This window comes from Myxococcus sp. CA033, from assembly GCF_013336625.1.
Taxonomy (GTDB): Bacteria; Myxococcota; Myxococcia; order Myxococcales; family Myxococcaceae; genus Myxococcus; species Myxococcus llanfairpwllgwyngyllgogerychwyrndrobwllllantysiliogogogochensis.
In genome coordinates this window covers 203,307-216,403 of sequence record NZ_JABUMU010000004.1, presented here as the reverse complement: position 1 = coordinate 216,403, position 13,097 = coordinate 203,307, and the positions used below count along the sequence as shown (strand labels likewise).

General features: G+C 70.0%; 9 protein-coding genes. 6 read left to right on the top strand and 3 right to left on the bottom strand.

Going from position 1 to position 13,097, the window contains the following annotated elements:
• Positions 1–35: 35 nt before the first annotated feature.
• Both HUA78_RS13700 and HUA78_RS13695 read left to right on the top strand, forming a co-directional pair.
• Positions 36–626, top strand: coding sequence for a GNAT family N-acetyltransferase (locus tag HUA78_RS13700; RefSeq protein ID WP_174455158.1), 591 nt, complete (start codon positions 36–38; stop codon positions 624–626).
• A gap of 128 nt (positions 627–754) precedes the next feature.
• Complete coding sequence (locus HUA78_RS13695; protein ID WP_174467148.1) at positions 755–2,542, top strand: sigma 54-interacting transcriptional regulator; 1,788 nt, start codon at positions 755–757, stop codon at positions 2,540–2,542.
• Positions 2,543–2,554: 12 nt separating this feature from the next.
• Here the strand turns inward: HUA78_RS13695 and HUA78_RS13690 are convergent, their stop codons facing one another.
• On the bottom strand, positions 2,555–3,958 hold the full coding sequence (locus HUA78_RS13690; RefSeq protein ID WP_174467147.1) for a hypothetical protein: 1,404 nt from the start codon (positions 3,956–3,958) through the stop codon (positions 2,555–2,557).
• Between the two features lie 480 nt (positions 3,959–4,438).
• Here HUA78_RS13690 and HUA78_RS13685 point away from each other — a divergent pair, with 480 nt between their 5' ends.
• Positions 4,439–5,257: a ThiF family adenylyltransferase gene (locus HUA78_RS13685; RefSeq protein ID WP_141643785.1), complete on the top strand. Its 819-nt coding sequence runs from the start codon at positions 4,439–4,441 to the stop codon at positions 5,255–5,257.
• Positions 5,258–5,287: 30 nt separating this feature from the next.
• On the opposite strand, the gene HUA78_RS13680 is transcribed toward HUA78_RS13685, so the two are convergent.
• Both HUA78_RS13680 and HUA78_RS13675 read right to left on the bottom strand, forming a co-directional pair.
• The gene (locus tag HUA78_RS13680; RefSeq protein WP_141643786.1) at positions 5,288–5,734 is read right to left on the bottom strand and encodes a DofA protein; all 447 of its coding nucleotides are present in this window, start codon (positions 5,732–5,734) and stop codon (positions 5,288–5,290) included.
• 265 nt (positions 5,735–5,999) lie between these two features.
• A complete protein-coding gene (locus HUA78_RS13675) occupies positions 6,000–8,384 on the bottom strand; it encodes a penicillin acylase family protein (protein WP_371745570.1) in 2,385 nt (794 codons plus the stop codon).
• A 292-nt stretch (positions 8,385–8,676) separates the two neighbouring features.
• Here HUA78_RS13675 and pssA point away from each other — a divergent pair, with 292 nt between their 5' ends.
• The 3 genes from pssA (at position 8,677) to HUA78_RS13660 (ending at position 12,961) form a co-directional block, all read left to right on the top strand.
• A complete protein-coding gene (pssA, locus tag HUA78_RS13670; protein WP_141643788.1) occupies positions 8,677–9,321 on the top strand; it encodes a CDP-diacylglycerol--serine O-phosphatidyltransferase in 645 nt (214 codons plus the stop codon).
• A 158-nt stretch (positions 9,322–9,479) separates the two neighbouring features.
• Positions 9,480–12,434 carry a choice-of-anchor D domain-containing protein gene (locus tag HUA78_RS13665; protein ID WP_174476448.1) on the top strand — a complete coding sequence of 985 codons (2,955 nt, stop codon included), beginning with the start codon at positions 9,480–9,482 and terminating at the stop codon, positions 12,432–12,434.
• 182 nt (positions 12,435–12,616) lie between these two features.
• Positions 12,617–12,961: a hypothetical protein gene (locus HUA78_RS13660; RefSeq protein ID WP_217440163.1), complete on the top strand. Its 345-nt coding sequence runs from the start codon at positions 12,617–12,619 to the stop codon at positions 12,959–12,961.
• The last annotated feature ends 136 nt before the right edge of the window (positions 12,962–13,097 follow it).

Below are 13,097 nucleotides of genomic sequence, written 5' to 3'. Positions count from 1 at the left end.
CGGGCGCCCACTCGTCGTTCGCGAAGGACCTTCTCATGCGATTCCAGCCGGTCCAGTTGATGCTACGTGACGGTCGCCCCGGCCTCGTCCGGGAGGCGACGCGAGAGGATGGGCCGGCGCTGTTCGAGCTGGAGCGCGCGATTGTCCAGGCCCGCCAAGGCATCGTGAAGCACCCGGAGGAGCTGCCCGTGGACGCGGCCACCTTCACGGCCCAACGCGATGGCGCGGGGCTGCACCGGCAGGATGGCACCGCGTTCCCCCTGGTCGTGACGGACTCGCACGGAGCGCTGCTGGGGGAAGCCTCCATCCTGCGCCTCTCCTATCGGATGCTGCGTCACGTGGGCGTGCTGGGCATCGGCGTGCATCCTTCGGCCCAAGGGCTGGGTGTGGGCCGGGCCTTGATGGACCACCTGCTCACCTGGGTCCGCGCCCACCGCGACCCGGACGGTGGCGCCGTCACCCGAGTGGAACTCTGCGCTCGGGCCGACAACCCGAGGGCCCTCGCGCTCTATCTCTCCCAGGGCTTCGTCCTCGAGGGCACCCGTCGCGCCTTCCTCCGCCTCGATGACGGCTCCTACGTCGATGATGTCCTCATGGGCCTGTTGCTCCACGTCCCAGGGCCCTGAGTCGACTCAAACCCGCTGGTTTGCCCGTAGACGGATTTCGCCAGGGCCAAGGGGAGTGGACGGTGAAGGATCTTCTGGCGCCGCAATTTCCCAGCAAGGCTTCATTGGTGCAGTAGACTGCGAGGGTCATGACGCGGCCTGTGTCCGCCTACGCCCCTCGAAGCGAACGCAAGCCGTTGTACGTGAAGGTGGTGACGCAGCCCGCCCTTCCGGGGTGCTGGGCCGTCAACATCAGCGAGACGGGCATCGGCCTCATCGCCACGCCGCGAGGGCCCCAGGAGGGGCCGCGCGAGGGCGAGTCCGTGGAGCTGTCATTCTCCCTGCCGGACTCGAACGAGCACATCCGCGCGAGAGGCGACGTGCGCTGGCGGCACGAGTCGGGTGGCGCGGTGACGGCGCTCGGCGTCTTCTTCCACTCCTTCGAGGGCTCCGACGGGGTGAAGCTGGCGCGCTACCTGACGACGGCGCGGCTCCAGGTGGTGGTGGTGTTCGCGAGCGAAGAGGAGGCGCGGGATATCCGCGCGGCGCTGGAGGGGCAGGCCGTGCCGCACTTCGCCGCCAGCGCGGAGGAGGCGCATGCGCTGCTGGCGCGCGGTGACGCGGCGGCGCTGCTCGTCTGTGGCCAGGAGGAGGCGCGGGCCTTGACGCTGGTGGAGGGCCTGGCCACGGCGAGCACGGACGTGGAGCTGTCGGGCGCCGTGCCTCCTTCGGACCTGGCCTCGCGCATCATCTACTGCGCGCCCGCCGCGCCGGAGCGACTGGTGGCGCTGTTCAACGCGGGCCTCGTCTTCCGGGCGCTTGGGGAGTCACCTTCGCGCGAGGCCGTGAGGCAGGCGGTGCTCCAGGCCGGACGCGAGCGCGGCGTGCGCACCGAGCAGTGGCGCATGACGCTGGAGTTGGAGCGCAACCTGCTGCGCGAGCGGGCGCTGTCCCAGGCGCGGCCAGCGGAGCCGGGCGGGCGGGGCGAGGAGGAAGTGGGCCTGCGCAGCGCGGCCATGCAGCGGGTGATGGAGATGGTGCGCCAGGTGGCGCCCCACCGCGTGGCGGTGCTGCTCCAGGGCGAGACGGGCACGGGCAAGGAGGTGCTGGCGCGCATCGTCCACCGCCTCAGTGGCCGGGGAGAGCTGCCGCTGGTGGTGCAGGACTGCGGCGCGCTCACGGAGACGCTGCTGGAGAGCGAGCTGTTCGGCCACGTGAAGGGCGCCTTCACCAACGCGGTGGCGGACCATCCGGGGCTGTTCGTCCTGGCCAACGGCGGCACCATCTTCCTGGACGAAATCGAGAACACGACGCCCAACCTCCAGGCGAAGCTCCTGCGCGTGCTGGAGACGGGCGACGTCCGTCCGGTGGGTGGCACCCAGGTGCGGCACGTGGACGTGCGCGTCCTGGCCGCGAGCAACAAGGACCTGGGAGAGGAGGTTCGCGCCGGACGCTTCCGCTCGGACCTCTTCTATCGCCTCAACAGCTTCACCATCGACATCCCCCCGCTGCGCGAGCGGCCCGAGGACGTGCCGGAGCTGGCGCGCTACTTCCTGCACGTGTTCAACCGGGTCCTGCGCCGCTCGGCCAGCGGCATGTCCCAGGACGTGGAGGACATGCTGCGCTCCTACCCGTGGCCGGGCAACGTGCGCGAGCTGCGCAACGTGCTGGAGCGCGCCGTGCTGCTGTCGCGTCCGGGGGAGGTGGTGTCGCGCCGGCTGCTGCCGCCCTCGCTTGTGACGGTGTCCCCGGCGCGCAACGAGCTGACGGGAGATGGCTCGCTGCGCGCGCGGCTGGAGCGGGTGGAGCGCGAGCTCATCCGCGAGGCCCTGGAGCGCCACGGCGGGGTGCTTCGTCGCGCGGCCGTGGCGCTGGGCATGGACCCCGTGACGCTGGGCCGCAGGGCCCGGCGCCACGGTCTCTGGAAGTCGGACTGAGTCCTGCTGTCGCTAGTGGGCGCGCACCCACTGGAGGATGGGCTGCCACACGCGCTGCGGAGCGGTGTCCGCGAGGAACAGGTCCGCGTGCCCGAAGTCGAGCGCGCGCGCGGCCGTCGGCAGGTCGCGAACGACGAGTGACGAGACGTCCTGGCTGCCGAGCAGCGTCGTGGAGTGAACACCGTACTCACCCACGCCGCCGCCCGCGCCCACGTAGAGCACCGGCACCGTCACGCGCTGGAGGTGGTCGTCGTAGGGCACGTCCAGGCCACACGTCCACGCGTCCGACTCCACGACTTCGTTGAGGCTCTGGTAGGGCGCCGCGCGCTGGGCGTACTCGTAGAGGTACGGCTCGGAGGTGTACGTCATGCTGCCCGGCAGGCCCGTCGCGTCGGGGATGCCCGCCATCAGGTGGTAGCCCGGGGTGAGGGCCGGCAGCGGCGCCAGCAGCGCGCCCGTGGCCGCCGCGGAGACGATGGCGGCACGGCGGTTGGTGGGCCGGCCGGTGCCAGGGCCGAAGACGTCATCCGGCAGCAGCGGGGAGGGCGCGTCCGGGGCCGTGGCCGCCAACAGGCCGATGTACTGGAGGGTGATGCCGGGCGCGGGGCCCAGGAGGCCACCCTCCGTGACGCCCGCGTCGCGCCGGGCCTTCAGCGCCGTGTGACGCTCACACGCCCAGGCCTGCTGCTGCGCGAACTGGGGCGCGTGGCGCACCGCCATGTCCACGGGGATGAAGCCGTCCACCTGTCGCAGCAGCCGGGGCAGCCGCGCCTCCGAGTTGAGATAGGCGAAGGCGACCATCGCGCCCCGGCTCCACGCGAGCAGGTGCATCGAACCCACGTTGCCGCCCGCGAGCCGCAGCGTCCGCGCCAGCAGCAGGCCCGTGCCCACGTCCTTCGCGTGCGTGCCCAGGTTCCACCCCGCCATGAAGCCGAAGTCCTGCGTCCCCGCGGGCACCCCGACCCAGCGCATGTCGATGCCCCACACGTCCACGTTCTCCTGGGCCAGATAGGCCGCGATGGAGTGGTTCGCCGGCACATGCGCGGACCCCACGCTGGAGAGGAAGGCCGCGTCGAAACCCCACGCATCGCCATGCACCAGGAACACCGCCCGGTTCGCCCTGGCGGGCACCCACGGCGCGCGCTCCTTCACCACGCGGTGCACGGTGACGGTGTCATGCGCTCCGGGACCCACCTGGAGCTCGAACCGGTAGTGCGCGACGTCGCCGAACACCGGCTCGCGCGAAGCCCACCGGGTGGAGGCGCTGCTGGCGACACCTTCCAGCGAGGAGACCCCGGAGACCAGCGCCTCCGTCGCGCTGTCGCGTAAGTCTTCTGGGGTTGAGGGCGTCTCGGAAATTCCACAACCCAGCGACAGGAATGTCAGACAAACAGAAAGGCTGAACCACGAACGCATAGAAACCTCGAGTCGAAGAAGAAGGGTTCGGGGGACGCTGCGTGTTGACGGGTCGAAGCTCCCCCGTGCCGTGTCACCCGCAGAGCACAATTCAAGCCAGGCAATGAACACGCGAAAGCCTTGGAGTGCCTTCTATCTCTGGACTTCACGCTTGCTGTCCACTGTGAAGCAACCGTCTGACATGCCCTGGTGGGTGTGGTTCCGGTGACCCGCTTCACGACTGAAGCAGGGGCATCACGGGTGTGGCTTCCGAGGAGCACGCGGCGGTGCGGGCTTGCCGGACCGAATCACGTGATGGAAGACGTCTGGAGTGCCCTGCGGCGGACAACGTCCTTCGGGGAGGGGGAGTGCTGAACACCTGGGTGTGCGCCACCCTCCCGGGTCCGAAAATCGAGGACCACATCCACATCTCCCGGCGGGGCGGAGGACGGCGCGCGCGACGAGCACCTCGGCGCCTCGTGGGGAGAAAGTGGAGGCGTCATGGTGGAGCCCCGTTTCGAGCGCAACCTGGGCGTCATCGGTCCGGAGGTGATGGAGCGGCTGGCCCGCACGCACGTCCTGGTCGCGGGAGTGGGAGGCGCCGGAGGCCAGTGCGCGGTGGACCTGGCGCGGCTGGGGCTGGGGTGCCTGACGTTGGCGGACTTCGACACCTACGAGCGGCACAACATGAACCGCCAGGCGGGCTGCTTCGAGAGCACGCTCGGCCAGTCCAAGGTGGAGGTGGTGGGGCGCATGTGCCTGGACATCCACCCGGAGCTGCGGCTGCGGCGTGTGGGGGCGGGCATCACCGAGGCCAACGTGGAGGACGTGCTGTCGGGGGGCGAGGGCCTGCCGCCAGTGGACTACGTGGTGGAGGTCATCGACATCGCGGGCGCGGGGGCGAAGCAGGCGCTGCACCGCGCCTGTCGTGAGCGCGGCGTGCCGGCGATGACGGGGCTGATGCTGGGGTTTGGCGCCGCGTTGCATGTCTTCCAACCGGATGCGCCGCTGTACGAGCAGCTCTACATCCTCCCGGATGGCCGCGTGGACCTGCCGGCCATCATTCCCCACCTGGGGAGCTACCTGTCACAGGACGCGATGGACGCGTGCTTCGAGGGTCGAGGCCACGCCCCCACCTGCGTCGTCGGAGCGACGACGGCCGCGGGGATGATGGTGAGCGAGCTGATGCGCGGGGTGATGCTCGGCGCGCGCGCGATGGTGTCCTGGCCGGAGTACCTCTACGTGGACCTGTTCGACCACCACTACGTGCGGGCCGCCGTCAGGCCCACGAAGCTGCCGGCGCGTCAGCCCATGTCGTGAGGATTGCGGGCCGACGCGCCCTCGCCCGTCTCACACCACGCCGCGCTTGCGGGCCTCCTCGATGACCTTCGAGCCGTCCACGCCCAGGCTGTCGGAGAGCAGCGGGGCCACCTGCTCGGCGCGCTGGTGGACGCGCTGGAGCGTCTCGTCGTGGGTGCGCGTGACGATGTTGATGCCGGCGATGATGACGCGCTGGAGGTTGTACTGGAGGTCGTTGCCCTCGACGATGGCGTGAATCTGGGTGAAGAGCGGTCGCGCGTCGGACTGGAAGGCGGAGAGGTTGTTGCGCTGCTCGCTGTTGGGCACCGCGGACCTGGACGACAGGCTCGCCACCAGCACGAGGGGCGGCTTGAGCCGCTCATGCGTTTCGCGCATCTGCTGGAACACCGCTTGGATGTCCTCCCGGTTGGGGGGAGCCTCCCAGCGCAGGAAGAAGACCCTGTCGATGATGGCTGTCTTGTAGACGGGTGTCGTCATGGCGAACCGCCGCTCCTTCGCAGAACCGTTGCCCCCGGGGCCGTTTCACCGCGTGACGCCATGCGGTGCCGGGCGGTCTGCCAGGGCATCCTGGGTTCGCATCGCCGGGGCGGTAGCCTCCCGACAGGGCGGGCATCGCCGGGCGGACAGAGGACTTCCCTTCCGGGGCCCCAAGTGTCCGCGCGAAAGCAAAAAGCCCCCGCCGGAGCAGGGGCTTGGGACTGCTCGGGGCTCCCCTTCGTGAGAGGGGGAGCCCCGGAGGACGTCAGTTGCCGGAGATCTTCTTCTCCTCCACCTTGGTGGCGGCGATGGCCTCCTCGGTGAAGACGATGGGCCGCCACTGCTTGTTGGAGAACAGCTCCGTCTGGTCGGAGAAGTACGGCGAGTTCTTGTCGCTGGACTCGCTGTAGGTCAGCACCGCGCGGCCATTCACGCCCGTGTCGGTGAACTCCATGGCCATGATGAAGCTGCTGCCGTTGTTGATGACGTAGCCGGTGTTCGTGAGGTTGGTGCGGGAGTTGAGCAGCTGCGCGCCGCGCACCGCGCTGAAGTCGGAGTCGGGCGTGGTGGACTTGAGCGTGCCCCACGAGACGACGTTCGCCGTGCCGTCGTAGGAGCCGCCGCCGTGGATGGGGATCTTCTTGCCGTCCACGCGGGTGGTGTACTGCGAGTCACCCAGCGGCGCGTCCACGGGGATGCCGGCGACCTGGAGGCGGTACACCGCCGCGGCCAGGGCGAGCATCGTCGGGTCGGTGCCCGCCGCCGGCTCGGCGGCCAGCGTGTTCGGCGTGGCGATGGGCTGGGCCACGTTGAACGGGTTGGCGAACAGCGTGCCCGTGCCGCCGTTGGACAGGGCGCCCATGCTGAAGTGGCCGCTGAACTCGCGCCACAGGGCCGCGCCCCTGCTGCCCACGTCGTAGCGCAGGTCCCACGCGGCCAACGCCGCGCAGCCCTGGCGGATGTCCACGAGCGTGGTGTTGTACTGCACCGTCGTCTTGCCCGTGCAGCGCGCGACGAGCTGATCCCTCAGCAGCTCCGCCGTCATGCCGCGGTTGCCGAGGATGGCGTTCTCCAGCTCCGCCACGGTGAACTTGTAGTCGGAGCCGGACGCGCCGTTCTCCTCCGTGAGCAGGACGGCGTTCATGCGCGTGCGCGGCGTCTGGCCCACGCCTTCCAGGCCGTGCAGGGGCGAGAAGCCCGTGAGGGGCTGGCTCGGGTTGGCCAGCCAGTAGCTGTCGTTCGCGTTGAAGACGAAGTCGCGGCGGGCCAGCTTCGGAACCCCGCTGAAGGGCACGAGGCCCGGCCCGCGGGCGCCCGCGGCGTCACGCCACTCGTTCTCCGGGTTGCTGCCGTCGAGGAGCACCAGGCCCATGCTCTGCCAGATGGCGGTGGTCGCCGGGTCCAGGCCGCTGGAGGCCGCGCGCCACGTGCCGATGGCCGTGGCCGTGAGGTTGGGGGTGGGCGTCGCGTCCGTGTACCAGACGTTGCCGGCCCGGTCCGCCGCCATGGTGTTGACCCAGGGGATGCCCTGGACGTTGGCGTAGACGTTCTGGAACTCCTCCAGGCTCTTGGCCCGGTTCATTCCGACGAACTGGGTGACGAGCTGGGTGTTGTCCAGGTTGGTGTCGCGGAAGCTGAGCACCGACTGCGTGGTCCACGGGGCGGTGCCGGGGATGACGATGACCGGGCCGTAGTGGCTGCTGTAGAAGCGCTGGGTGATGTTGGTCAGCGAGCCCTCCGGCAGCCGCACCAGGATGGTGATGTCGCGGGCGGTCATGTCCCGCTCCTCGGTGCCGTACTTGTAGCGGGTGGGCTTGCCCGGCACGAGCTGGAGCCCGTAGAGCGTCATGCGCTGGCCCGAGGAGAACGTGTGCGTCCAGGCCACGTTGTCGTTGAAGCCGATGAGCACCGCGGGCACGCCCAGCAGGCCCACGCCGTACACGTTGAGCTGGCCGGGCACGGTGAGCTGGCTCTCCCAGAGCTTCAGCTCGCCTTCCCAGGGGAAGTGCGGGTTGGCCACCACCATGCCGTGGCCGGACGCGGAGCGGTCCGCGCCAATGGCCCAGCCGTTGCTGCCGACCTGGCTGAAGTCCGGACGCTCCACCTTGAAGCTGCCCGGCACCGGACGGCCCTCGGAGCCCGCGCCCGGGATGGGGGGCGAGGCCGCGGCGATGGCGAGGATGAGCTGATAGGCGCTGCCCGCGAGGCCCACGCTGATGTCATAGGCCAGGAGGTCCACGCCCTGGATGGGCTTGACCCAGGGGGCGTTGGTGCAGGGCGCGGGGAGCTCCGCCGCCGGCGTCTCCGACAGGTACTTGTTGAAGCCCGCCGCGTAGCCGTTGAACATCTCCTGGATGTCCGCCGGCAGGGTGGGGAAGGCCGCCTGGGCCTTCTCCTGGAGCTGGAGGACGCGGTAGCCGAAGTCGCTGCCCGCGTAGGTGTTGCCGGGGCCCGCCCCCAGGTAGCGCGCGCGCTCACCGCGGACCTTGAGGATCTGGTCCGACAGGATGCAGACATGGTCCTTGGCGAACGCGTAGCCCTGTCCGTAGGACAGGCTGCCCATGTCATTGGCGATGATGTGAGGGATTCCGTGCGCCGTGCGCCGGATGGTGGCCTCGTACTTCGGAGGGCCTTCCACGGGTGGCGTCACCGGGCCTCCGTCATCATCCTCACCACATGCGGTGGCGAAGGCGAGACTCAGGCCGGCGAGAAGGGGGAGGTGCCAGCGGGAGCGCCCGGACTTCCAGGTCGCCCCCCGCGAAGAGGACACGGATTGGTTTGGAGGCATGGATGGGCGCGAGCGTAGGAAGGGGCTGATCCACACGTCAAAAGTTTTCTGAGGTTTGACTTTTCCTGGGAGCCTGGAGTCAGACGCACTGCGGCAAGAAACGCAGCAGTGAGGGACGGGCAGTGAGGATTCACTGTGCTAGGAGAACGCGGATATGACGACCGAGCAGCCGCGTGCCCGCCGCCCACGCCGCCACTTCTCGATGATTCGCACCTTCGTGCTCGCCGACTTCGTGACGCTCGGCAACGGCTTCGCGGGCGCGGGGACCATCCTCGCCGCGATGCAGTACCTGGCCACGTGGCGCGTGGGCTTCCTGTGGGTGGCCTTCGCGTTGATGCCGGTGGCGCTGGTGATGGACGTCCTGGACGGGCGCATCGCCCGGTGGCGCTACAAGAAGTCGCCGCTGGGGGCGGACCTGGACTCCCTGGCGGACGTCATCTCCTTCGGCATGGCGCCCGCCGCGCTGGCCTTCGCGGTGGGGATGCGGGGGGCGCTGGACGTGGCGGTGCTCCTGTACTTCGTGGCGTGTGGCATCAGCCGGCTGGCGCGCTTCAACGTCACGTCGGCGGAGCTGGCGGACGCGACGGGGAAGGTGAAGTACTTCGAGGGCACGCCCATCCCCACCAGCCTCGCGCTGGTGATGGTGCTGGCGGCGGCCACGTGGATGGGCCGTATTGGCGACACGTTGCTGGGGGGCGCGTGGGACGTGGGGCCGGTGGTGTTGCATCCGCTGGTGCTGCTGTACGCGGCCAGCGGCAGCGCGATGATCAGCAAGACGCTGCGAATCCCGAAGATTTGAAAGTGAACGGGGCGGGGCCCCCTGACACCGGGATTGTCCTTCGTGGGTGGTTGCCCGCCCATGGGTGGGTGCCTAGTTTCGCCAACTGATCCGCTCCAGCGCCTCGTTTGAGGCTGTGGGCGGACCTGGGCGATGGGCGTGGGGAAGGGGTGGAGGCCATGACGGGGCGCTGGGGCATTTGGGCCCTCGCGGTGTTGGGGCTGGTGGCTGCGGGGTGTGCGGATCGCGAACGGTCGTCCCTCGCGGACGGGCGTCTGACGGCGACCCCGGGCGGGATGGACTTCGAGAAGGTCGCCCTCTTCGATGCACGCGAGACCGAAATCTCGCTGCGCAACGTGGGGCGGGCCCCCGTCGATGTGAACGAGGTCTGGGTGGAGGGTCCTGAAGGGGCCTACCGGGCGGAGTTCACCCATGAGGGACCCCACAGCCTGGCGCCAGGCAGTGCGTGTGCCCTGCGCGTGCGCTTCGCGCCCATGATGGCGGGCGGCCAGGGGGCGATGCTGGTGGTGCGTTCGGACACGCGCATTGAACCGCTGTTGCGCATCCCCCTGACGGGCCTGGGCATCGACGCGTGGGCGCGGGTGTCGCCCCGGGTGCTGGACTTCGGGCGCATCGAGGCGGACTCGACGAAGACGCTGGCGCTGACGTTGGAGAACCCCACGGAGCTGCCGGTGGAGGTGACACCCCGCCTGGTCGGCGCGGACCGCGACGAGTTCGTGGCGGGGCCCATGGTCGTCGCCCCGGGCGGCCGCGCGGAGCTGTCCTTGACGTTCAACCCCGTGCGCGTGGGCCGCAAGCAGGTGGTGCTGGCGGTGACGCCGTGCCGGGGCTGCGCGGACGTGCCGGTGCAACTGACGGCGGAGGCGCTGGAGCAGGCGGTGGTGGCGGAGCCGCCGGTGCTGGACTTCGCGGCGGTGCCGGTGGACCGCGACGCCATCCGCGAGTCGCGCATCCGCAACATCAGCACCGAGCCAATGACGGTGACCTCGCTGACGCTCGACGGGCTGGACGCTTCCTACTCGCAGGCGAACGCGGGCTTCCCGCTGGTGCTCCAGCCGGGCGAGGTGCGCGGCTTCAACATTCGCTACAGCCCCGGCCACATGGGCCCCGCGGAGGACATGGCCCGCTATCACGTGGTGAGCAAGCGGCACCCCACCACGGACGTGAAGCTCAAGGGCTTCGGCGGCGCGGCGGAGCTGTGCGTGTCCCCGGTGACGTACGACTTCGGCAAGCAGCCGCTGGGCTCGAAGACGCGCGTCATCGTCAACGTGAAGAACTGCGGCTCCTCCAACGCGGGCGCGCTCACGCTGGAGACGCTGGCGTGGCAGCCGGACCCTTCCGGCGCGCCCCAGTTCAACCACACCCCGCTGGCCATGCCGTACACGCTGCAGCCGGGGCAGGAGGTCAACATCCCCGTCTTCTACGAGCCCACGCGTCCAGGCTCGTCCGCGGGCGTGCTGGTGATGACGACGAACGCGTACTCGGCGGCGACCGTGGAGCTGGACTTCCAGGGCGAGGCGGAGGAGCACGCGCCCTGCGACCTCACGGTGACGCCCCTCGCGGTGGACTTCGGCACGGTGCCTCCGGGCCGGGGCGCGGTGCTGGGCGTGAAGCTGGAGAACAAGGGCACGGACCTGTGCCCGGTGAAGAACATCCGGCTGCGCGACAATGGCGGCGGCAGCTTCCGCATGCCGGGTGGGGACCTCTTCGGCGTCATCATCTATCCGGGTGACTGGTTCAGCTTCCAGGTGGCCTTCCAGGCACCCCATGCGGGCGGAGACTTCACGGGCATGCTCCAGGTGGAGCAGATGGACCCGGCGAATCCCGTCATCCTCGTGCCGCTGCTGGCCCACTCGCAGGCGACGTGTCTGATGGCGTCGCCCTGGTACGTGGACTGGGGCGTGGCGCGGCGCGACTGTCCTCCCGAGCCGCGCGAGGTGAACTACCTCAACGCGTGCACCATGCCCGTGTCGGTTTCCAACGTGTGGATTGGCCCTGGCACCACGGATGGCGAGTTCACCGTGGGCGGCGTGCCCGCGCCCTTGCCCTTCACGCTGCAGCCGGGCGAGGCCTTCACGGTGGACCTGGACTACGCCGCGCAGGTGTACGGCATGAACCTGTCGCCGCTCTTCGTGAGCTCGTCCGATTTGCCGGCGCCGCTGCTGGTGCCGCTCATCGGCGAGTCCTCCAAGCGCGTGGACAAGACGGACACCTTCACCCAGCAGGACGTGAGCAAGGTGGACGTCCTCTTCGTCGTGGACAACACCGCGTCCATGGTGGAGGAGCACCCGCGTCTGGTGTCCGCCATCCCCTCGTTCGTGGACGCGGCGCTCGCCAAAAAGGTGGACATGCACGTGGCCGTCACCACGACGGGTATCACGGCGGTGTCGGGGACGTGCCCCGGCGGCGCGCAGGGCGGCGAGGCGGGGCGCTTCTTCCCGGTCAACAACGCCCGGCCCCGCATCCTCACCAACGGCATGGCGAACCTGACGGCGCTGCTCCAGCAGAACGTGCAGGTGGGGCAGTGCGCCCAGGTGGAGCAGGGCTTCGAGGCGATGCGCCGCGCGCTGTCTCCGCCGCTGGTGAACACCGCGGATGACCCGCGCACGCCCGTGCCGCAGGACGGCAACCTGGGCTTCCTGCGCGACTCGGCGGCGCTGGTCGTCGTCTTCGTGGGTGACGAGGACGACCACTCGCCGGACGCGGTGGACACCTACGTGCAGTGGGCGCAGCAGCGAAAGGGGCAGAACCAGCCGCAGCGCGCGACGTTCTACTCCATTGCCCCCACGGCGACGGCGTGTGGCACCGCGGGCGGCTCCGGCACGCGCTACGCGGAGGCGACGGCGCGCACCGGCGGCGAGGTGATGAACGTGTGCGCGGCCAACTACGGGCCCCTCCTGGCCGCCGTGGCCAACAAGGCCTTCTCCGCGCAGGACCGCTTCCCGCTCAGCGACGCGCCGGAGCCGGGCAGCGTCACGGTGACGGTGGACGGCGCCCCGGTGACGACGGGCTGGCGCTACGACGCCCCCACCAACAGCGTCATCTTCGCCAACGTGCCGGCGCCGGGCGCGAAGGTGGCCATCTCCTACCGTCGCTCCTGCGACGCGGGCTGAAGCGGGGGAGCAGGCTCGATGTGTGAGCCAGTCGAAGGGCCGGTCATCCGGCCCTCGACGTTCATGTCGGTCCCGGGTGCTACAGGTCTGCTTCCGCCTGTGCGGATGACCAGAAAATTGGAGGGCTCCTCACGGTGTGTACCCTGAGGTCGTACCCGCGCCCGCCGAGGAGGCACCCGGTGATGTCCCCAGACTCCGAAAACACGAAGACGACGAGCGCGGGTCGCGCTTCCCCGGCGCGCGCCCCGGGCCTGCGGGTCATCCAGGGTGAGGGCCGCCGACAGCAAGAGCCGCTCGCTTCCCGGGACGCCGTGGCCCGCGCGCTGATGGAGGCCGGCGCGGACATGCTGCTCCGCCGGATTACTCCGGCTCGAGCCCAGGAAATCGAGCGTAAGGTGGACCGGGTCCTGGACCTGTTCGACCGGGTGGACGCGGCGCCGGTGCTGATGCCGGTGCTCAAGCGGCACCTGGACGAGTTGGAGGCGCTGATGCGGGAGTCGCGCGAGGTCCGCGCCGCTCGGAGGTAATCGCGGCGCTGTCGGTTCCGCCGTGCCTACAAGGGTTTGACCCCCCTGTCCTGTGCGCTTACGCTCCGGGCTTCGCCGCGCCCGGATCCCGGAAGGCCACGGGCCGTGGGTTTTCCCCGTGGGGTGCGGTCAGGTC

Coding starts and splice junctions, on each gene's coding strand:
- HUA78_RS13695 (WP_174467148.1), top strand. CDS start 755: ATGACGCGGCCTGTGTCCGCCTACGCCCCTCGAAGCGAACGCAAGCCG.
- HUA78_RS13665 (WP_174476448.1), top strand. CDS start 9,480: ATGACGGGGCGCTGGGGCATTTGGGCCCTCGCGGTGTTGGGGCTGGTG.
- HUA78_RS13680 (WP_141643786.1), bottom strand. CDS start 5,734: ATGACGACACCCGTCTACAAGACAGCCATCATCGACAGGGTCTTCTTC.
- HUA78_RS13690 (WP_174467147.1), bottom strand. CDS start 3,958: ATGCGTTCGTGGTTCAGCCTTTCTGTTTGTCTGACATTCCTGTCGCTG.
- HUA78_RS13685 (WP_141643785.1), top strand. CDS start 4,439: ATGGTGGAGCCCCGTTTCGAGCGCAACCTGGGCGTCATCGGTCCGGAG.
- HUA78_RS13660 (WP_217440163.1), top strand. CDS start 12,617: ATGTCCCCAGACTCCGAAAACACGAAGACGACGAGCGCGGGTCGCGCT.
- pssA (WP_141643788.1), top strand. CDS start 8,677: ATGACGACCGAGCAGCCGCGTGCCCGCCGCCCACGCCGCCACTTCTCG.
- HUA78_RS13700 (WP_174455158.1), top strand. CDS start 36: ATGCGATTCCAGCCGGTCCAGTTGATGCTACGTGACGGTCGCCCCGGC.